The following is a 20018-nucleotide window of genomic DNA, read 5'->3' on the forward strand; positions in this document are numbered from 1 at the left end:
GTGCTGCATCGAAGCGGTCCACCTCGCGTTCGCCCCGGCCGAGGGCGGGTCACCCGTCCTCCGGCGTCCTGGTCGGCCGGTGCGGGCTCGTCACCCGGTCCCGGCCTGTGGGACGGAGTCTGGGAAACGCACGTGATGCGACGCAGCAAAGCGGTAACAGAAGCTGCCTAACATCCCACTTCCCTGACAGGCCCTCGGGACGGGAGCGGGAGCGATGACGCGGAGCGACGCGGCGGAGAACGTCACGCGGTTGCTGCGTGCCGCACGGGACGCGGTCGCCGCGGAGGGGCCCGGGGTCGGTGTGCGGGTCATCGCCGACCGGGCACAGGTGGGCGTGAGCACGCTGTACCGGCACTTCCCGGACAAGGGCACGCTGATCGACGCGGTGTCGGTGCAGCGCTGGGTGGCCATGGACGAGCTGGCCCGCCGGCCGGTGGCGCGGGAGGGGGAGCTGTCCCGCATCGTCCTGCTGGCCGACACCTTCTCCCGCATGGTCACCGCGGACGACCGCTTCATCGAGTCCACCGGCATCCGGGTGGGCCGGCTCCCCGCCGCGGCGATCAAGGGCCCCAAGGCCGCGTTCGACGAGGCCATGGCGGCCCTGTGGGTGCGCGCCCAGCGCGAGGGGCAGGTGCACCGGCACGCCGATCCGCGCGACCTGATGGAGCTGGCCGGCGCGATCCGGGACCGCAGCCGCCGTCCCGCGCAGCTGCGCCTGCTGCTCCAGGGCGTCTGCGTGCGGCCGGAGAACGGCACCGCGCTCCTGGTCGACACCCTGCGGGCGCCGGACCCGGGCTACCTCTGACCGGTCGCGGTCCTCCGCCTCCCGCCGCAGACTCGGGGCGTGACCATGCCGACGCCCGACGACGAGCGCGACGTCCGCCCCCTCGGTGGGGAGGTGGCCCCGCCGGCCGACCCGGAGTCACAGGGCGGCGGCGAGGAGCCCGCCGACGGCGTCGCCGGCCCGAGCTACCCGCCCGCGGGAACCGAGCCGGACGCGCAGCGCTGACCTCGCGCCCGGCGCCCCCGACCCGCAGACTCGAACCGTGACCTCGCCTGGACCCGACCCGCTGCGCGCCCCGGCTGCCCCCGGGACCTCCTCCGGCCCGGCGACCGGCCCCGGTCCGGCCGGCCCGGCCCCGACCACGACCGGACGGACGACGTCCCCGGCCCGGTCCGCCGGCCGGGCGGTCAGCCGCACCCTGGCCCTGGCGCTGCTGCTCTTCGTGACGGTGATCCTGGTGCTGTTCGTCGTCTTCAACACCCAGACCGTCGACGTCAGCCTGGTGTTCGGCAACGTGCAGGCCCCGCTCGTCCTGGCGCTGCTCATCGCCGCCGCCCTGGGCGGGCTGCTCGTCTGGCTGGCCGGCCTGGTGACGCGCGCCCGCCGGCGCAGCCGCTGACCCGGGCAGCTAGCCGCTCATCACCGGCATCTCGCCGGCCATGTCCCCATCGGGGACGGTGAGGGCCGGGATCGCGTCGGGGACGGTCAGCACCAGGACGCCGAGGACGAGCAGCAGCGCCGTCGTCCCGTAGGTGGCCACCCGGCGCCACGGCAGGGTCTTCTCCACGGCGATCAGGCCGGCGACCACGGCCATCCAGACGACGCTCATGACCCCCAGGGCGAACAGCGACGCCATCAGCGCCCAGCAGCAGCCGACGCACCACGCGCCGTTTCGCGCCCCCATCCGCAGCGCGCCCCGGCGGCCCTCCCGCCAGGAGCCGAGCAGGAAGCCGAGCGGGCTGCGGCACTTGCCCAGACAGACGTCCTTGAGCGGGGTCAGCTCGTAGACCGCCGCCACGAGGAGCGTGGCCCCTGCGACCCACCGGCCCGCGCGGTCCCACGCGAGGACGTCCGCGGCCAGCAGGTCCACGGTCGCCGCCAGAGCGAAGGCGACCAGTCCGGCGGCGGTCCAGGTGACCAGGTAGCCCGCTGCGAACAGCAGGGGCGAGACCGGCGACCGCCGCCGGGTCATGCGGGAGTACAGCGCGACCGTCGGGGCGACCGACGGGAACATCATCGCGGCCATCATCACGACCCAGACCCCGAGGAACCAGCCCAGCGTCCCCAGGGCGCTCCACGGACCCTCGTCCATGCCCCGCATCTGCCGGGCCGTCCACCACCAGCCGACGGCGGCGAGCGCGAACAGCGCGGCAACGAGCCCGAGCCGGACACGGACGGCGGCGAAGGCGGGCCCGAGGCCACCGTCCGGTACGCGCTCCTGCGCCCGGACGCTCATGGGTCAGGCGGACCAGGCGAAGTCGGCGTGGGAGACCCCGGTCCTGCCCTCGTAGGAGATGCCGAAGGCGTCGATCCGCGAGCGCCGGGCCTCGGCCATCGTCAGGTCCGGGGCGACCGGGTGGAACGCGCCGGCGAAGCGCACCGGCTGACCGGTCTCGACACCGAAGGGGACGATGTCCTGGATCTCGAAGTCGATGGCGTCCCCGACGCGCACGCTGTGCAGCAGGCCGTCGTCGCGCATGTCGATCGCCGCCCGCTCGACCCCGACGACCTCACCCACGAGCGGGGCGAGCGCCGCCATCGGCCCGCCGAGCTGGCCGCCGAAGACCTTCACCAGCTTGTCGAACTGCTCGTCGGTGGCCTGGTCGTCGACGTACATGCCGAGCCGCCAGTTGCCGTCGGTCATGACCTTCGGGGTGTCGATGATCGTCACGACCCGGCGGCCCCGGACGTCGGTGCCGTCGATCTGGCCCTCGCGGATGTCGAAGGCGAGGGTCGCCCGGCAGTAGTCGTAGGTGGCGCCGTGGTCGAACGAGAGGTTGCACGGGCACATCAGCTCGCACGAGCAGGTCTCGGCGTAGCCGCCCCTGAGGTTCCATGCCATGACAGGCCCCCTCCACGAGGCGGCCAGTGTCCTGCCGCCCGGAGAGGGGGGTCAACCACCTCGCGACCGGGCTCGGGACACCCCGACCGGAGGAGGATCTTGCTCCCGGTTACCGGCCGGTAATAGCGTTTGTTACCAGCCAGTACGAACGCGCCGGCACGGAGCACGGGAGCCATCCGCCATGAGCCACTACACCGCGAACCTGCGGGACCTGGAGTTCAACCTCTTCGAGTTCCTGGACACCAGGCACCGCTTCGGCACCGGCCCGTTCGAGCAGATGGACGCCGAGACCGCGCGCGGCGTGCTGGCCGAGATCCGCCGGCTGGCCGAGGGGCCGCTGGCCGCCTCCTTCGAGGACGCCGACCGCAACCCGCCGGTGTTCGACCCCGCCACCTCCTCGGTGACCCTGCCGGAGAGCTTCCGGCGGTCGTTCCGGGCCCTGCAGGACGGCGAGTGGTTCCGCCTGGACCTGCCCGACGAGCTCGGCGGCTTCGGCGCTCCCGTCGCCCTGCGCTGGGCGGCCTACGAGATGATCCTGGGCGCCAACCCCGCCGTCTTCATGTACGGCTCGGGCCCGACGTTCGGCGCGACGCTGTACGAGCTGGGCACCCCGGACCAGAAGCGCCTGGCCGAGCTGGTGGTCGAGAAGGGCTGGGGCGCCACGATGGTGCTCACCGAGCCCGACGCCGGCTCCGACGTCGGCGCCGGGCGCACCCGGGCCGTGCAACAGCCCGACGGCTCCTGGCACATCACCGGCGTGAAGCGGTTCATCACCTCGGCCGAGCACGACCTGTCGGACAACATCGTCCACCTGGTGCTGGCCCGCCCCGAGGGCGCCGGGCCGGGGACCAAGGGGCTGTCGCTGTTCGTCGTCCCCAAGTTCCACGTCGACCTCACGACCGGCGCGCTCGGCGAGCGCAACGGCGTGCACGTCACCAACGTCGAGAAGAAGATGGGCCTGAAGGTCTCCACGACCTGCGAGGTGACCTTCGGCGACGGACCGGTGCCGGCGAGGGGCTGGCTGGTCGGCGACGTGCACGACGGCATCGCGCAGATGTTCCGGATCATCGAGTACGCGCGGATGTTCGTCGGCACCAAGGCCATCGCCACCCTCTCGGCCGGCTACCAGGTGGCTCTCGACTACGCGAAGAACCGGGTCCAGGGCGCCGACCTGACCGCGACGTCGAAGGACGCCCCGCGGGTGACCATCACGCACCACCCCGACGTGCGGCGCTCGCTGATGCTGCAGAAGTCCTACGTCGAGGGCATGCGCGCGCTGTACCTGTACACCGCGAGCACCCGCGACCAGGCGATCCAGGCCGCGGCCGAGGGCGATCCCGAGACCGCGCGGCTGGCCGCCCGGGTCAACGACCTGCTGCTGCCGGTCGTGAAGGGCTTCGGCTCCGAGCGCGCCACCCAGCTGCTGACGAGTGAGTCGCTGCAGACCCTCGGCGGATCGGGCTACCTGCAGGACTACCCGATCGAGCAGTACATCCGCGACTCCAAGATCGACACCCTCTACGAGGGCACCACCGCGATCCAGGGTCAGGACCTCTTCTTCCGGAAGGTCGTGAAGGACGGCGGCGTCGCGCTCACCTGGCTGGCCACGCAGATCCGGGCCACGGTCGAGGCCGAGGCCGGCAACGGCCGGCTCAAGGAGGAGCGGGCCCTGCTCGGGACCGCCCTCGGCGAGGTCCAGGCGATGCTGACGGCGATGTTCGGCCACCTCACCGCCGCCCAGCAGGACCCGAGCAGCCTCTACAAGGTCGGCCAGAACACCTCGCGGCTGCTGCTGGCCGTCGGCGACCTGGTCACCGCGTGGCTGCTGGTCCGCCAGTCCGAGGTCGCGCTCGCCGCGCTGGCCGGCGAGGTCGGCGAGCGGGACCGGCACTTCTACGAGGGCAAGCTGGCCGCCACCCGCTTCTTCTGCACCCAGGTGCTGCCGCGCCTGGCCGCCGAGCGGGTCGTCGTCGAGCACACCGACAACGCGCTGATGGCGGTCGACGAGGCCGCCTTCTGAGGCCCCTCCGGCACGTGACCACGGCGGGCCGTCGTCCCTGCGGGGGACGGCGGCCGTCGGCCGTTTCAGGGACGGGTCACCGGGCATGGGCGGGAGGACAGCGCCGTCGACAGGAGGCCCCCGTGACCGACCCCCAGGGCAGCGACCGCATCCAGCAGGGCGTGCCCACCGCGTCCGGCACCGGTGACAACAGCGACACGGGGTCCTCGTTCGAGGACGTCCCGCTGACCCGGGACGAGGCGATCGAGCGCGACGCCGCCTCCGACGACGACCTGCCCGCCCGCGCCGACAGCGACGTCGCCCGCGCCCGGACCTCCGGCCCGTCCGGCGAGGTCCAGGACCCCACCCCACGATCCGGAGGCTGAGCCACCCGATGAGCGAGTCCGACCCCACCGGCTACCGCGAGTCCCCCGACACCACGAACGGGCCCACGAACACCAACATGATCGACGGTGTCCCCGGCGAGGACCGCTCGGACGGCAGCGAGCGGGACGTCACCCTCACCACCGACGACGACGCCCAGACCGACGACGGCATCGTGCGCCCGGGCAACGTGCCCGACTGACGCCAGGAACGCCAGGGGTCGCCCACGACACGCGTCGTGGGCGGCCCTGTCCTGCCCCTGGAGGGCCCCGCCGCGAGCCTGCGAGCGGTGGGGCCAGGGGGTCTCTCTCGGACGCGTGATGGCCGGTGCCTCCCGGACGAGCACGCCGAGGCTCGGGCGGCCCGGTGCCTGCCGATGACCCGGTGCACCACGCCGCCGGCACCGACGTGGTGCAGCCCGAGCGTGCCGCCGTCGCCGTGGCCGGCCGCGTGGACCGGCCCGCCGCGTGGACCACGGGTGAGGTCCCGCGGCGAGCCGGTGGCCTCGAACCGCCTTCCGCGCGAGCGCCAGCTCCTCGGCGAACCGACGCCGACGGATCCGCCGGTGGCGACGGTGTCGCCGTGGAGGACGAACCCCGCCGCGGCATCGGCCGAATGACCTCGACGCGCTGCGCCGGACGGGGGGGCTCAGCGCCGGCCGGCGCCGATCGGCGCCCGCTCGGCGGCCGGGTCCCGCGTCAGGTCGCTGCGCACGGTCTCCCGGCTGAGCAGGACGGCGATCGCGGTGAGTACCGCGGCGCCGGCGAGGTACAGCGAGATCGGGAGCGAACTGCCGTACTCGATGAGCAGCGCGGTCGCGATGATCGGCGCCAGGCTGCCGGCCACGATCGAGGACACCTGTCCCGCCACCGACAGGCCGCTGTAGCGCACCTGGGTGGAGAACAGCTCGGAGAAGAAGGACGCCTGCGGCCCGTACATCGCTGCGTGGAAGACCAGGCCGATCGTGCCGGCGACCGCGAGCAGCAGGAACGACTGCGAGTCGTACAGGGTGAAGAAGACGAAGCCCCACACCCCGACGCCCACGGCCCCTGCCAGGTAGACCGGCCGGCGGCCGAACCGGTCGGACAACGCACCCATCACGGGGATGGCACCGAAGTGGATCGCGGAGGCGATGAGCGCCGCGTTCAGCGCCGTGCCGCGCGATATGCCCGCCTCACCGGTGGCATAGGCCAGTGCGAACGCGGTGAAGATGTAGTAGCCGATGTTCTCCGCCAGGCGGGCGCCGATCGCGAGGATGATCTCCCGGGGGTACTGGCGCAGCACCTGCACCACGGGCAGCTTGGGAGCTTCCTCCGCTCGGGCGGACTGCTCCCGGGCGGCCCGGAAGACCGGCGACTCCTCGATCGAGACCCGGATCCACAGGCCCACGGCCACCAGCACCGCGCTGAGCAGGAACGGGATGCGCCAGCCCCAGGACTCGAACTGCTGGGTGTCGGTCACCGCGGAGACCAGCGCGAGGACGGCGACGGCGAGGAGGTTGCCCGCCGGCGCACCGGCCTGCGGCCAGGAGGCCCAGTACCCGCGTCGCTCCGGCGTGCCGTACTCGGCGGCCATCAGCACCGCCCCGCCCCACTCCCCACCCAGAGCGAAGCCCTGCACCAGCCGGAGCAGGATCAGCAGGATCGGCGCCCAGACGCCGATCGCCCCGTACGTCGGCAGCAGGCCGATGAGGAACGTCGCGCCGCCCATCAGCATCAGGGTGATGACCAGCATCTTCTTGCGGCCGACCTTGTCACCGAAGTGCCCGAAGATCACCCCACCGATCGGCCGGGCCGCGAAGCCCACCGCGTACGTGGCGAACGCGAGCAGCGTGCCGACGAGCGGATCGAAGTCGGGGAAGAACAGCTTGTTGAAGACCAGCGCGGCAGCGGAGCCGTAGAGGAAGAAGTCGTACCACTCCACGGTCGTCCCGACGAGGCTGGCGCCGACGACCTTGACGATGGGCGTGCGCGACCCCGGCGGGACAGCGGCTTCCTGGTGAGACCTGGACAATGCTCATCCCCTCTCCGTGTGCAGGATCTGGTCAGGTTCCGGATGTCTCCGGCCGGAGGGCGGGAGCCCCCCGGGGATCGAGGGGCCGGCCGCTCACAGACGGCCGGCTCAGCGTTGGGAACTGGTGCAGCGGCGGCGCGAGGAGCGACCGGACGACAGGCCAGAGGCCCTCCACAGGACCCGGAGCACGACCCCGCGAAGGCCGGTGTGCGGGTGGCCGTCGGCGGTACGCGTCTCGACGCCGCACGGCAACGGGCAGGTACCACGCACGACTGTGCAGGTCCACGGTCCCCCCTTGTCGCCGGAGCTCCGGGCACAGCATCCCCGGGTTGCGGCGGATCGGCGAGTTGCGGGGGATCTCGATCCGGTGACCGGCGACGCCGGCCTGGAGAAGAGGAACGCCAGCGAGCGAGGCCGCCACCTCAGGACACGGGCGCTGTGGAGAGAGAACGGCACCGTGGGCGCACCCGGCACCGCCCCGGGAACGACTCAGGCCGCCCTCCCTGCGGGAGGACGCTCGACGCGGTGGAGCTGAGGGGACTGGCCCCTGGACGCCCACCCCGTCGAGGGGGCTGGACGCATGCGGGACTGCCCTCGAGAGCAGCCGGGGTGGACGCCGCGCTGGAGGTGCCGCACTGGTGGCCGGGATGGTCGCCGACGCGGACGGGGGCGCTCCGGCGGGTGCGCCCGCCATCCCCGGGTCCCCCACCGTCCGGTGTCGGCGGCCTCCCCCGCGCGGAAACCGGGGTGTGGCCGCACGAGGTGCAGGCCGTCCGCGGCCCGGCCTACGGTGACGGCCATGGACGCAGCAGGCGGGCTGGCGGGACGGCGGGCGCTGGTGACCGGCGGCGCCTCGGGGATCGGGCGGGCCTGCGCGGTCCGGCTGGCGGCGGCCGGCGCCTCCGTGGTGGTGCTCGACCGGGACGGCGAGGCGGCGAAGGCCGTCGCCGCGGAGGTGGGCGGCACCGCGCTGGCGGTCGACCTCACCGACCTCGACGGCCTCGACGCCCTCGACCTCGACGTCGACGTCCTGGTGAACAACGCCGGGCTGCAGCACGTGGCACCGGTGCACGAGTTCCCCGCGGACCGGTTCTCGCTGATCCTCCGGCTGATGCTGGAGGCCCCGTTCCGGCTGATCCGGGGTGCGCTGCCGCACATGTACGGGCGCGGCTGGGGGCGGATCGTGAACATCAGCTCCATCCACGGGCTGCGCGCCTCGGCCTACAAGAGCGCCTACGTCACCGCCAAGCACGGCCTCGAGGGGCTGTCCAAGGTGGTCGCCCTGGAGGGGGCGCCGCACGGGGTCACCTCCAACTGCGTCAACCCCGCCTACGTGCGCACGCCGCTGGTCGAGGGGCAGATCGCCGACCAGGCGAAGGCGCACGGCCTGTCGGAGGACCAGGTCGTGGAGCAGGTGATGCTGGCCCCCGCGGCGGTCAAGCGGCTGATCGAGCCGGAGGAGGTCGCCGAGGCGGTGGCCTACCTGTGCTCGCCGGCGGCGGCCTCGATCACCGGCAGCTCGCTGGTCATGGACGGCGGGTGGAGCGCCCACTGAGCACCGCCGCGCCGCCGACCGGCCGGCCCCGGGGCGGTGTGCGCCCCCGGCGCGTTCCCGCGGCGAGACCCGCCACGACCGCACACCACCGGTCCGCCGAGCGCGGGACGGAGGTCCCCGGCGCCCCTCCTACCCTGGACCGGTGCAGCCCGACCGACTCCCCCGAAAGGTGTGGACGGCGCGGTCGGCGGCGCACGCGGAGCGGGCCGACGCGCTGACCGCCGGGCACCGGGCCCGCCGGGCCACCGGGGAGCGGCACCCGGTCGAGGACTTCCTCTACGAGTACTACTCGACCCGCCCGTCGGTGCTGCGGCGCTGGCACCCCGGCGCCGGCACGGCCCTTGCGTCCCCCGCGCCGCACGCCGCGTGGCGGTGGTACCGGGACGACGGGGCCACCGTGGCGCTGGATCCCACCGCCTTCCTCGCCGACCGCGGCGACACCGTCGGCTTCGTGCACCGGCTGCTGGCCGCCACCGCCGCCCGGCCGGCCTTCACCGGCTGCTTCGGGCTGCACGAGTGGGCGATGGTCTACCGGGCCGACGAGCGCCGGCACCCGCTCCCGCTGCGGTTGGGGCAGGCCGGCACGGACGCCGTCGTCGAGGCGCACCCGATCCGGTGCAGCCACTTCGACGCCTTCCGGTTCTTCACCCCCGCGGCGGTCGGGCTCAACCGGCTGCAGCCGACCCGCGTCGGCCAGCCCGACCTGGAGCAGCCCGGCTGCCTGCACGCCACCATGGACCTCTACAAGTGGGCGACCAAGCTCGGTCCCGCCGTCCCCGGTGAGCTGCTGCTGGACTGCTTCGAGTTGGCCCGGGACGTGCGCGAGCTGGACATGCGCGCCTCCCCCTACGACCTGCGCGGCTCCGGGCGCGAGCCGGTGCGCATCGAGACCGCCGAGGGCCGGGCCGAGTACGCCGCGCTGCAGCGCGGGTTCGCCGGCCGCGGCGCCGCGCTGCGCACCCGCCTGCTCGCCGTCACCGGCGCGTTGCTCGGCACTCCCCCGGCCGACCCCGTCCCGTCGCCGGCCGGACGTACCGTCGGAGGGTGACCTCCACCCGCACCGACCGCTGGCTGCTGCTCGACGGGACGACGAACACCCGCGACCTCGGGGGGCTGCCCACCTCAGACGGCGGGACGACGCTGCCCGGCCGGATCCTGCGCAGCGACAACCTGCAGACGCTCAGCGACACCGACGTCCGGCGGCTGGTCGACGAGGTCGGGCTGCGCGAGGTGATCGACCTGCGCACGACCGCGGAGGTGCTGCTGGAGGGCCGCGGACCGCTGCGGGCGGTGCCCGCGGTGACCCACCGGCACTTCAGCCTGCTGCCCGAGCGGGGCCACCACACCGACGTCTTCGCCGTCGAGGAGGTCGACCTGCCGGAGCTGCCCGCCGACTGGGCCGAGTCGATCCTGCCGCGGCAGGTGGCCGCGAGCGACCAGGAGGAGCCGCCGGCGGTGCGCTCCTACCTGGGCTACCTGGCCCACCGCCCGGACAACGTGCTCGGTGCGCTGCGCGCCCTGGCCGCCGGCTCGGACGGCGCGGCCGTGGTGCACTGCGCGGCCGGCAAGGACCGCACCGGGGTGGTCGTCATGTTCTCCCTTGCGGTCGCGGGCGTCCCGCACGAGGAGATCGTCGCCGACTACGCGCTGACCGCCGAGGTGATCGACGCGCTGGTGGCCAAGCTCGCCGCCTCCCCCACCTACGCGGAGGACATGACCACCCGCGGCGTGGCCAGCCACACCCCGCGCGCGGAGACGATGGACCGCCTGTTGGCCCTGCTCGACGAGCGGCACGGCGGCCCGGTGGGCTGGCTGACCGAGCACGGCTTCGGCGCCGAGGAGCAGGCGGCCCTGCGCGCCCGCCTGCGCGGCTAACCCTCCTCGGGGGCGTCCGCGCCGGCCCGGCCGGCGTGCTTGTGCCGGTACATGGCGGAGTCGGCGGCGCGCAGCAGGTCGTCGGCGGCGCCCCACTCCCCGCTGTGGACGGCGACCCCGATGCTGGTCCCGACGGCCACCGCGGTGCCCTCGAGCCGGAAGGTCTCGTCGAAGCAGCCGAGGACGCGGGCGACGACGCGGTCGGCGTCGTCGGCGCGGGCCAGGGCGGGGAGCAGGACGGCGAACTCGTCGCCGCTGAGCCGGCCCACCGTGTCGCCGGGACGCACCGCCGCCCGCAACCGGGCCGCGACCTGGCGGAGCAGCTCGTCCCCGGCGGCGTGCCCGAGGGAGTCGTTGACCGCCTTGAACCGGTCGAGGTCGCAGAACAGCACGCCCACGTGCTGCTCCGGGCCGGTCGCGGCCAGCGCACCGGCGAGCCGCTCGAGGAACAGCACCCGGTTGGGCAGCCCGGTGAGCGCGTCGTGGGTGGCCTGGTGGCGGACGGTCTCCAGCAGCCGGGCCTTCTGCAGCGCCGTCGAGGCCTGGTCGCTCAGGCCGCGCAGGCGTTCGAGCACCTCGCCGTCCAGCCGGGCGGGCGACCGGCCGACCGTCCAGCTCGCCGTCGCGACGCCGAGGAACGTCCGGCCGGCCAGCAGCGGGACGGCGACCGCGTGGGTGACGCCCAGCCCGGCGAGCAGCTGCGCCAGGCCGGCGCTGCAGGTCGCCGCGTCGAGGAGGCGGGGCTCCCGGTCGGTGAGCATGCCGACCAGCTCGGGGGTGTCCTCGGCGCGCAGGGAGGTGTTGAGCATCAGGTCGTGCGGGGGCCCGGTGAACCCGGCGACGGCGGCGGTGACCAGGGAGCCGTCGGCGGGCTCCCAGAGCAGCATCGTCCCGCTGTCGGACCCGACGATCCGCGGCAGGGCGTCGGCCACGACCGAGCAGACGGCCGCGGCGTCCCCGGCCTGCGCCAGCTCGTGCGCCAGCGCGAGGAGCGCACCGGCCCGGTGGGCCTCCTGGCGGGCGCTGTCGAGGGCCATGAGGAGGTCCAGCGTCGCCGCGGCGTGCCCGGCGTACGCGGCGAGCATCTCGCGTTCGTGTCCCAGCGCGCCGTCGCCGGGCCGGTAGACCGCCGCGAGCCGGCCGTGCGCGCGGCGGGCCGAGGCGACGTCGACGGCCACGACGTGGGGGCCGGGGTCGGCGCCGGCGAGCAGCGTCGCCGCCAGCGCGTCGACGGTCTCGGCCGGCAGTCCGGCCCCGTGCACCAGCGGCCGCCCGCCGTCGGGGGCGGCCACGGCCAGGACGTACGCCGGGGCCAGCACCGCCTCGGCGGCCCGCGCCACGATCCGCCGCAGCACGGTGTCCAGGTCGTCGCTGGCCACCAGGTCGGTGGCCGCGGACTGGAGGACCCGCAGCTGCTCCCGCAGCGCCGCCAGTTCCGGCCGGGCGTCGTCCGCGGCGGCCCGGGAGCGGCGCCAGCGGCGGCGGCGCTCCCAGGTCAGGTGGTAGACGCAGGCCGGGTGCCCATCGGACTCGCACTCGCTGTGCAGGACCTCGGCCGAGGGCAGCCCGAAGATGACCGGCACCATGCCGATCAGCCCCCGCGCGTAGTCGCAGTCCAGGCGGGAGTGCGGGTAACCGGGGTGCAGGGTGAAGCGGATGGTGGCGTGGCCGGCGCCGATCTCGACGAGCTCCATCGTGGAGGTGGTGGAGAACTTCGCGACCGCGCGCGGCAGCTGCCGGTACACCTGCCCCGGCGACCCCATCGCCCGGACCAGGAGGACGATCGCGGGGTTCATCCCGTGGGCCAACGCTTCACGCCCGACGCGGAACATCGTCGCCGGGTCGCCGAGCACGTCGGTGGCGGCCGCGAACAGCCGGATGCGGGTGTCGTAGCTCGTCCAGTGCGAGGGGCTGGTCAGCTGCTCGGCAGTCGCGGTCACCCCGGCGCGGCGCAGGACCTCCGCGACGGCGGCGTCCCCGGCCTGGTGGCGCACGTAGCCGAGGACGAGGGCGGTGGTGGCCCCGGAGGTCTCTCGGGGCTCGGGCGCGGACGCGGTCACCATGAGTGCCCTCGTGTCCGGCGGCGTCGTGATGGGCAGGTCCGGCCCGGTGTCCTCACGACTGCTCGATCGGCGGTACCGGCCACCGGGTTGAGGGAAACGCCCCGAAGGGGGGACGTCGGCCTCCCGGCGGTCCGCCCCTTGCGCCGGGGCCCGCCACGGAGTAGAACGGCGTTGTACCCCTAGGGGGTATAGGTACAACGGACGGAGGAGCCACCGTGGACACAGCCGTGAACCACCACCAGGACGCCGGGCACGCGGGCCACGCCCCCGGGACCGGCCGGGTCCCGTGGGCGACTGCCGCCTCGGCGACGCTGCACTGCCTGACCGGCTGCGCCATCGGCGAGGTCCTCGGCATGGTCATCGGCACCTCGCTGGGGCTGCACGACTGGACCACCGTCGCCCTGGCGGTCGCACTGGCCTTCGTCTTCGGCTACGCCCTCACCATGCGCGGGGTGCTGCGCGCCGGCCTGCCGTTCCGGCGGGCGCTGACGGTGGCCCTGGCGGCCGACACCGTGTCGATCGCGGTCATGGAGGTGGTCGACAACGCCGTGATGCTCTCGGTGCCCGGCGCCATGGAGGCCGGCATCGGCAGCGCGCTCTTCTGGCTGGCGCTGGCCGGCTCGCTCGCCGTCGCCTTCGTGGTCACCCTGCCGGTGAACCGCTGGATGATCAGCCGCGGCCGGGGCCACGCCGTCGTCCACGGCCTGCACTGACAGGACCCCGTCGTCCACGGCCTGCACCGAGGGCCGCGGACAGCAGACGACCCCGGTCTCCCACAGGGAGGCCGGGGTCGTGCGGTGTTCTCGGCGCGTCGGCGCCTCAGCGGAAGAGCGGGCCGCTGCCGTTCGCCATCGTCAGCAGCTCGTCCCGCATCGCCGGGCTGCTGGTCCGCGCGAGGGCGCGGTCGATCGCCCGGCGCGTCCGCGCCGCCTGCCGACGCTGCCGCCAGCTGGAGGTCACGCTGTTCATCGTTCGATGCCTTCTTCCGGTGTCGTCGAGGGGTGCACCCGTAGCAAGGAAGGTGCGAGCCTGATTATTCCGAAGGAAGACAGGTCAACGGGGCGACACGGCGATGGTTGTTCACCCCACGGGGTGAGTTCGGCCTCAGTCGACGCCGAGCGCGGCCCGCACCGCGGCACGGGCGTCGCGCGGGTCGTCGGCGGCCAGGGCGGCCTCGGCGGCCCGGCGGCAGGTATCGGTGTCCACCGTGGCCAGCCGCGCGCCGACCCCGGCGATGGACGAGGCCGCACACGACAGTGAGGTCACCCCCAGGCCCACGAGCACGCAGGCGAGCAGCGGGTCGGCGGCGGCCTCCCCGCAGACGCCGACCGGCTTGTCCGCGCGGAGGCCGGCCTCGGCGGTCAGCCGCACCAGGGCCAGCAGCGCCGGCTGCCACGGGTCGGTGAGGTCGGCGAGGTCGGCGGAGAGCCGGTCGGCGGCGAGGGTGTACTGCGACAGGTCGTTGGTGCCGATCGACAGGAAGTCGACGTGCTGGAGCAGCCGGTCGGCGTGCAGCGCCGCGGACGGCACCTCGATCATCACGCCGGGGACCAGGCCGCGGTCGCGCACCAGCCGGCCGAACTCGGCCGCCTCGGGAACGGTCGCCACCATCGGCGCCATCACCCACGGCTGCTCACCGGTCCGCCGGGCGGCCTCCGCGATGGCGTCCAACTGCCGCTCCAGCAGCCCGGGGTCCCGGCGGGCGACACGGAGGCCGCGGACGCCGAGCGCCGGGTTCTCCTCATCGGGCATCGTGGCGAAGGCCAGCGGCTTGTCCGAGCCGGCGTCCAGCGTGCGGACGACGACGCGGCGCCCCGGGAACGCCTCGAACACCTCGGCGTAGCCCGCGGCCTGCTCCTCCACCGAGGGCTCCTCCGCCCGGCTGAGGAAGGCCAGCTCGGTGCGCAGCAGGCCGACCCCCTCGGCGTGCTTCGCTGCCGCGCCCCGTGCGCCCGCGCCGTCCTGCACGTTGGCCAGGACCTTCACCTCGACGCCGTCCCTGGTGCGCCCCGGTCCGCGGTAGCCGGCCAGCGCCGCGGCGGCGGCGCGGGAGCTCTCCACGCGGGCGGCGGCCTCGGCGAGGTCGGGGTCGACGGTGACGCTGCCCCGCTCGCCGTCCAGCAGCACCGTCGCGCCCACCGGGACGTCGTCCAGGCCGCCCACGGCGACGACGCAGGGCAGCCCGAGCTGGCGGGCGATGATCGCGGTGTGGCTGGTGGTCCCGCCCAGCCGGGTGGCCAGGCCGATCACGCGGGCCGGGTCGAGACCGGCGGTGTCCGCCGGCGCGAGGTCCTCGGCCAGTAGCACCGACGGCACCTCGGGCCGGGGCACGCCGGGCTCCCCCTGCCCGGTGAGTTCGGCGACGATCCGGTCGCGGACGTCGCGGACGTCGGTGACCCGCTCGGCCATCAGGCCGCCGAGCGAGGTGAACAGGTCCACGAACTGCTGTGCGGCGCCCACGGTGGCGACGGCGGCCGGCGTGCCGGCGTCGATCCGCTGCTCCACGGCCGAGAGCAGGCCGCGGTCGCGCGCCAGCCCCGCGGTGGTGGCCAGCACCTCGGCGCTGACCCCCGTCGCACCGGCGGCCCGCTCGGTGAGCCGGTCGGCGACGGCGCCCGCCGCGGCGACGAAGCGCTCCTTCTCCCCTGCGCGGCGGTCCTCCGGCACGACGGCCCCCTCGTCGGCGGGCAGCTGCACCGCGCCGGACGGGCGGACCACCGGGCCCAGCACCACGCCAGGGACGACCGGGGTGCCGGGCAGGACCACGGGCCCACCGGTCTGCGGCAGGGCGGTGGTTCCGGGTGCGGTGGTGGACATGGGTACCTCGCCTCGGTTCGGGGGAACGGGACGCCGTCGGTGACCAGCGTCACGAAAAAGTGTTGACTTGTCAACGGATCAGACGTAGAACAACACCATCACAACGCAAATCCCACACGACCGGGCATGGAAGGGGGTGGCGCCCGTGTACCCCGAAGAGCGGCAGCAGGCGATCGCCGGGCTGGTGGCCGACCGGGGGCGGGTGTCGGTGACCGCCCTGGCCGAGCAGTTCGGCGTCACCACCGAGACCGTGCGGCGCGACCTCGCCGTCCTCGAGCGGTCCGGCACGGTCCGGCGGGTGCACGGCGGCGCGGTCCCCACCGGCGCCCTCACCTACGTGGAGACGGCGCTGGGCGAGCGGCACGGCACGCGCAGCGAGCAGAAGCGCAAGGTCGCCGCCACCGCGCTCGACCTCGTGCCCGGCACCGACGGCAGCCTGGTGCTCGACGGCGGCAGCTCCACCGCCGCCCTCGCCGAGCTCCTGCCGGGCGACCGCCGGCTGTTCGTCGCCACCAACTCCGTGCCGATCGCCGCCCGGCTCGCCGGTGCCCCCGGCATCGACCTGCAGGTCCTGGGCGGGCGGGTCCGCGGCATCACCCAGTGCGCGGTCGGCTCCCCGGTCCTCGCCACGCTGGCCGACCTCCGCGTCGACGTGACCTTCCTCGGCGCCAACGGCGTCACCCCCGACCACGGGTTCACCACCCCCGACGACGCGGAGGCCGCCGTGAAGCGCGCCATGGCGCGGGCCGGCCAGAAGGTGGTCGTGCTCGCCGACAGCAGCAAGCTCGGCCGCGAGCACCTGGTCCGGTTCGCCGCCCCGGTCGACGTCGACGTCCTGGTCACCGACTCCGACGCCGACCCCGCCGACGTGGCCCGGCTCGAGGACGCCGGCGTCGAGGTCGTGGTCGCGTGAGCGCCGGGCCGGCCGCTCCCGTCGGCCGCGTGGTGACCCTCACCGCCAACCCGAGCCTGGACCGCACGCTCTCCCTCCCCGGCCCGCTGCAGCGTGGGAGCGTGGCCCGCCTCGCGCCGAGCTCCACCGAGCCAGGCGGCAAGGGGGTCAACGTGGCCCGCGCGATCGCCGCCGCCGGCGGCGACGTCGTCACGGTGCTCCCGGCCGGGGACGACGACCCGATCGTGGGCGCCCTGCGGCGGATCGGCCTGCCGATGGCCACCGTGCCCGTCGAGGCGCCGGTCCGCACCAACTACACGCTGGCCGAGCCCGACGGCACCACGACCAAGCTCAACGAGCCCGGTACCCCGCTCGACGACGCCACGCGCGCCGCCCTGGCCGCCGCGCTGCACCGGCACGCCGAGGGCGCGAGCTGGGTCGTGCTCTCCGGCTCCCTGCCGCCGGGCACCCCGGTCGACTGGTACGCCGAGCTGGTCCGCGGGCTACGGGACACCGGCGCCCGGATCGCCGTCGACACCTCCGAGGCCCCGTTGCTCGCGCTGCTCGCCGCCGGGCCGGACGCCGCCCCGGACGTGCTCAAGCCCAACTCCGAGGAGCTCGCGCAGCTGACCGGCGTGCCGGAGGCGGAGCTGACCGCCGACCGCGGCGCGCTGCTGGCCGCCGTCGCCACGCTGCACGAGCGCGGCGTGGCCGAGGTGCTGCTGACGCTCGGCGCCGACGGCGCGCTGCTCTCCGCCGCCGACGGCGTGTGGTCGGCGACCCCGCCACCGATCACCGTCCGCAGCACGGTGGGCGCCGGCGACTGCAGCCTCGCCGGGCTGGTCCTCGCCGATCTGGCCGGGGGCGCTCCGGCCGAGCGGCTGCGCAGCGCGGTCGCCCACGGCGCGGCCAGCGCGTCCCTGCCGGGGTCCGCCGTCCCCACGCCCGACCAGGCCGCCCGGCTCGCGGCTGAGGTCGCCACCGAGTCCGTTCCCGCCGGCACCACCGCACCGCCCGCCAGCACCACCGCACCCGGCACCACCGCACCCGGCACCACCACCGTCCCGGCCGCCGGCCGCGACGTCCGCTGACGCCTCTCGGAGAGGTAGCCATGCCCGCCCTGATCACTCCCGACCTGGTCGCACTCGACGCCGACCTGGGTTCCGACAAGAGCTCGGTCGTCCGCCGGCTCGCGGCGCTGGTCGCCGGCGCCGGCCGGGCCACCAGCGCCGACGGGCTCGCCGAGGACGCCCTGGCCCGCGAGGCGCAGGCCGCCACCGGCCTGCCCGGCGGGATCGCCATCCCGCACTGCCGGTCCGAGGCGGTGACCGAGGCGTCGCTGGCCTTCGCCCGGCTGTCGCCGAAGGTCGACTTCGGCGCCCCCGACGGCCCGGCCGACCTGGCCTTCCTCATCGCCGCGCCGGCGCACGGGGACGCCGACCACCTCACCCTGCTCACCGCACTGGCCCGGGCCCTGGTGCGGCCGGAGTTCGTCGCCTCCCTGCGGTCCGCGGGCTCCGACGCCGAGATCGTCCGGCTGGTGGAGGAGGTCGTCTCCCCCGAGCCCGCGCCCGCCTCGTCCCCCGCGGCGGCCGTGCCGGCCCCCGGTGCGCCCCCCACGGCCGCCGCCCCCGCCACGGGGACGTCCGCGCCGGCTGCGCCCGCCGACGGCGCCCGGCGCAGCGTCGTGGTGGTCAGCGCCTGCCCGACCGGCATCGCGCACACCTACATGGCCGCCGACAAGCTCACCGCCGCGGGGCAGGCCGCCGGGGTCGACGTCCACGTGGAGACGCAGGGCTCCTCGGGCTCCACGCCGCTCGCCTCGGACGTGATCCGCGGCGCCGACGCGGTCATCTTCGCCGTCGACGTCGGCGTGAAGGACCGGGACCGGTTCGCCGGCAAGCCGCTGGTGCAGTCCGGCACCAAGCGGGCGATCAACGAGCCCGACGTGATGATCCGCGAGGCCCTGGCCGCCGCCGACGACCCGAACGCCCGCCGGGTGCCCGGTGGCGCCGCGTCCGGCGCGGACACCGGGACCGCGGCGGCCGGCAAGCCGAGCACCGGCGCGGAGATCCGCCGCTGGCTGCTCACCGGCGTGAGCTACATGATCCCGTTCGTCGCCGCGGGCGGCCTGCTCATCGCGCTGGGCTTCCTCTTCGGCGGCTACCAGATCGTCAACCCCGACCCGGCGTCGGCGAGCGGGGACAGCTTCGCGCTGAACTGGGTCCTCAACAACACGTTCTTCAACCTGCCGTCGGCGCCGCCGCTCGAGGGCCTCAACGACGGCTTCTTCGGCTACCTCGGCGCGATCTGCACGGTCCTCGGCCAGGCGGCGTTCGGCTTCCTGGTGCCGGCGCTGGCCGGGTACATCGCCTACGCGATCGCCGACCGCCCGGGCATCGCCCCCGGCTTCGTCATCGGCGCGGTCTCCCTCACCGTCGGCGCCGGCTTCATCGGCGGCCTGGTGGGCGGCATCCTCGCCGGCCTGGTGGCGCTGTGGATCAGTCGGTGGAAGCTCCCGACCGGCGTCCGCGGGCTGCAGCCGGTGGTCATCATCCCGCTGCTCGCGACGCTGATCTCCAGCGGGATCATGGTCGCGGTGCTCGGCCGACCGCTGGCCGCCGCCCTCGAGGGCCTGGGCAACTGGCTCAACAGCCTGACCGGCACCTCCGCGGCGCTGCTCGGGATCATCCTCGGCCTGATGATGTGCTTCGACCTGGGCGGTCCGGTCAACAAGGCGGCCTACCTGTTCGCCACCGCGGGCCTGGCCTCGCAGACCAGCGGCTCGCTGATCATCATGGCCACGGTCATGGGCGCCGGCATGGTGCCGCCGCTGGCGATGGCGCTGAGCACCGCCGTCCGGCCGAAGCTCTACACCCCGGCCGAGCGGGACAACGGCAAGGCGGCCTGGCTGCTGGGCGCCTCGTTCATCTCCGAGGGCGCCATCCCGTTCGCCGCGGCCGACCCGCTGCGGGTGATCCCGTCGATGATGCTGGGCGGTGCCACGACGGGCGCGATCATCGCGGCCAGCGGCGTGGAGCTGCGCGCCCCGCACGGCGGCATCTTCGTGTTCTTCGCGATGAGCAACGTGCTGATGTTCGTCGTCGCCCTGATCGTCGGCACGGTCGTCGGCGCGGCCGCGGTGACGATCGCGAAGAGCATCGGCAGGTCCGACGCCGAAGAGGCGCCGGAGGACGCCGTCGACCTCGAGCACGCCCACACCGTCGCCCCCGCCACCCAGCCGGCTCGCGCCTGAGCCGCCAGGCTGTAACCCCGACACCCAGCCCCGAGCACACAGGGAGACTCCCCATGCCCAGTCAAGTCGTCACCGTCGGTTCCCGCGTCGGGCTGCACGCCCGCCCGGCGGCCCTGATCGCCGAGGCCGTCGGCAAGGCCGGGGTCCCGGTCACGCTGGCCACCGCGGGCGGCAACGCGGTGGATGCCGGGTCGCCGCTGATGATCATGACGCTCGGGGCCAAGCAGGGCACGGAGGTCGTCGTCACCAGCGACGACGCGGCCGTGGTCGAGCAGATCGCCGGCCTGGTCGCCCAGGACCTCGACGCCGAGTAGCGGT

The 20018-nt window shown here is 74.8% G+C and carries 20 protein-coding genes; 14 read left to right on the plus strand and 6 right to left on the minus strand.

The features are described from left to right. Positions 1-214 precede the first annotated feature (214 nt). Genes ACI79D_RS01260 through ACI79D_RS01270 form a run of 3 tightly spaced genes read left to right on the plus strand, consistent with a single transcriptional unit; the run spans position 215 to position 1403 of the window. Entirely contained in the window at positions 215-805 is a 591-nt protein-coding gene (locus ACI79D_RS01260) for a TetR/AcrR family transcriptional regulator (protein WP_456916471.1), read from the plus strand. A 39-nt stretch (positions 806-844) separates the two neighbouring features. Beyond that, positions 845-1009, plus strand: a complete 165-nt coding sequence (locus ACI79D_RS01265) for a hypothetical protein (RefSeq protein WP_456916603.1) — start codon at positions 845-847, stop codon at positions 1007-1009. A 37-nt stretch (positions 1010-1046) separates the two neighbouring features. Then, a complete protein-coding gene (locus tag ACI79D_RS01270; RefSeq protein ID WP_456916472.1) occupies positions 1047-1403 on the plus strand; it encodes a lipopolysaccharide assembly protein LapA domain-containing protein in 357 nt (118 codons plus the stop codon). A gap of 9 nt (positions 1404-1412) precedes the next feature. Here the strand turns inward: ACI79D_RS01270 and ACI79D_RS01275 are convergent, their stop codons facing one another. Further along, positions 1413-2240 (minus strand): DUF2182 domain-containing protein, encoded by an 828-nt coding sequence (locus tag ACI79D_RS01275; RefSeq protein ID WP_456916473.1) that lies wholly within the window; start codon positions 2238-2240, stop codon positions 1413-1415. Positions 2241-2243: 3 nt separating this feature from the next. Then, positions 2244-2846: a DUF1326 domain-containing protein gene (locus ACI79D_RS01280; protein ID WP_456916474.1), complete on the minus strand. Its 603-nt coding sequence runs from the start codon at positions 2844-2846 to the stop codon at positions 2244-2246. 181 nt (positions 2847-3027) lie between these two features. On the opposite strand from ACI79D_RS01280, the gene ACI79D_RS01285 reads away from it, so the two are divergent. The 3 genes from ACI79D_RS01285 (at position 3028) to ACI79D_RS01295 (ending at position 5431) form a co-directional block, all read left to right on the plus strand. Continuing rightward, a complete protein-coding gene (locus ACI79D_RS01285) occupies positions 3028-4866 on the plus strand; it encodes an acyl-CoA dehydrogenase (protein ID WP_456916475.1) in 1839 nt (612 codons plus the stop codon). Between the two features lie 122 nt (positions 4867-4988). After that, on the plus strand, positions 4989-5231 hold the full coding sequence (locus ACI79D_RS01290; RefSeq protein ID WP_456916476.1) for a hypothetical protein: 243 nt from the start codon (positions 4989-4991) through the stop codon (positions 5229-5231). Positions 5232-5239: 8 nt separating this feature from the next. Then, complete coding sequence (locus ACI79D_RS01295; RefSeq protein ID WP_456916477.1) at positions 5240-5431, plus strand: hypothetical protein; 192 nt, start codon at positions 5240-5242, stop codon at positions 5429-5431. A 446-nt stretch (positions 5432-5877) separates the two neighbouring features. On the opposite strand, the gene ACI79D_RS01300 is transcribed toward ACI79D_RS01295, so the two are convergent. Beyond that, positions 5878-7242: an MFS transporter gene (locus ACI79D_RS01300; RefSeq protein WP_456916478.1), complete on the minus strand. Its 1365-nt coding sequence runs from the start codon at positions 7240-7242 to the stop codon at positions 5878-5880. A 799-nt stretch (positions 7243-8041) separates the two neighbouring features. On the opposite strand from ACI79D_RS01300, the gene ACI79D_RS01305 reads away from it, so the two are divergent. From ACI79D_RS01305 to ACI79D_RS01315, 3 genes are all read left to right on the plus strand, one after another. Beyond that, on the plus strand, positions 8042-8797 hold the full coding sequence (locus ACI79D_RS01305) for a 3-hydroxybutyrate dehydrogenase (RefSeq protein WP_456916479.1): 756 nt from the start codon (positions 8042-8044) through the stop codon (positions 8795-8797). Between the two features lie 142 nt (positions 8798-8939). After that, positions 8940-9845, plus strand: a complete 906-nt coding sequence (locus ACI79D_RS01310) for a 3-methyladenine DNA glycosylase (RefSeq protein ID WP_456916480.1) — start codon at positions 8940-8942, stop codon at positions 9843-9845. Next, entirely contained in the window at positions 9842-10672 is an 831-nt protein-coding gene (locus ACI79D_RS01315; RefSeq protein ID WP_456916481.1) for a tyrosine-protein phosphatase, read from the plus strand. The genes ACI79D_RS01310 and ACI79D_RS01315 overlap by 4 nt, the downstream gene beginning before the upstream one ends. On the opposite strand, the gene ACI79D_RS01320 is transcribed toward ACI79D_RS01315, so the two are convergent. Continuing rightward, on the minus strand, positions 10669-12735 hold the full coding sequence (locus ACI79D_RS01320; RefSeq protein ID WP_456916482.1) for a diguanylate cyclase domain-containing protein: 2067 nt from the start codon (positions 12733-12735) through the stop codon (positions 10669-10671). The genes ACI79D_RS01315 and ACI79D_RS01320 overlap by 4 nt on opposite strands. A 215-nt stretch (positions 12736-12950) precedes the next feature. Here ACI79D_RS01320 and ACI79D_RS01325 point away from each other — a divergent pair, with 215 nt between their 5' ends. Continuing rightward, entirely contained in the window at positions 12951-13448 is a 498-nt protein-coding gene (locus tag ACI79D_RS01325) for a DUF4396 domain-containing protein (RefSeq protein WP_456916483.1), read from the plus strand. Between the two features lie 106 nt (positions 13449-13554). On the opposite strand, the gene ACI79D_RS01330 is transcribed toward ACI79D_RS01325, so the two are convergent. Together ACI79D_RS01330 and ACI79D_RS01335 are read right to left on the minus strand one after the other, a co-directional pair. Continuing rightward, complete coding sequence (locus tag ACI79D_RS01330) at positions 13555-13704, minus strand: hypothetical protein (protein ID WP_456916484.1); 150 nt, start codon at positions 13702-13704, stop codon at positions 13555-13557. A 135-nt stretch (positions 13705-13839) separates the two neighbouring features. Continuing rightward, positions 13840-15552, minus strand: coding sequence for a phosphoenolpyruvate--protein phosphotransferase (locus tag ACI79D_RS01335; RefSeq protein WP_456916485.1), 1713 nt, complete (start codon positions 15550-15552; stop codon positions 13840-13842). 145 nt (positions 15553-15697) lie between these two features. Here ACI79D_RS01335 and ACI79D_RS01340 point away from each other — a divergent pair, with 145 nt between their 5' ends. From ACI79D_RS01340 to ACI79D_RS01355, 4 genes are read left to right on the plus strand one after another with little or no spacing between them, the layout of a single operon-like run. Beyond that, positions 15698-16465 carry a DeoR/GlpR family DNA-binding transcription regulator gene (locus tag ACI79D_RS01340; RefSeq protein ID WP_456916486.1) on the plus strand — a complete coding sequence of 256 codons (768 nt, stop codon included), beginning with the start codon at positions 15698-15700 and terminating at the stop codon, positions 16463-16465. Further along, positions 16462-17535, plus strand: coding sequence for a 1-phosphofructokinase family hexose kinase (locus ACI79D_RS01345; RefSeq protein WP_456916487.1), 1074 nt, complete (start codon positions 16462-16464; stop codon positions 17533-17535). Before ACI79D_RS01340 ends, ACI79D_RS01345 begins: the two co-directional genes overlap by 4 nt. 20 nt (positions 17536-17555) lie before the next feature. After that, on the plus strand, positions 17556-19700 hold the full coding sequence (locus tag ACI79D_RS01350) for a PTS fructose transporter subunit IIABC (RefSeq protein ID WP_456916488.1): 2145 nt from the start codon (positions 17556-17558) through the stop codon (positions 19698-19700). Between the two features lie 53 nt (positions 19701-19753). Continuing rightward, positions 19754-20014, plus strand: coding sequence for an HPr family phosphocarrier protein (locus tag ACI79D_RS01355; RefSeq protein WP_456916489.1), 261 nt, complete (start codon positions 19754-19756; stop codon positions 20012-20014). Positions 20015-20018 lie beyond the last annotated feature (4 nt).

It is taken from the genome of Geodermatophilus sp. SYSU D00708 (assembly GCF_054050115.1).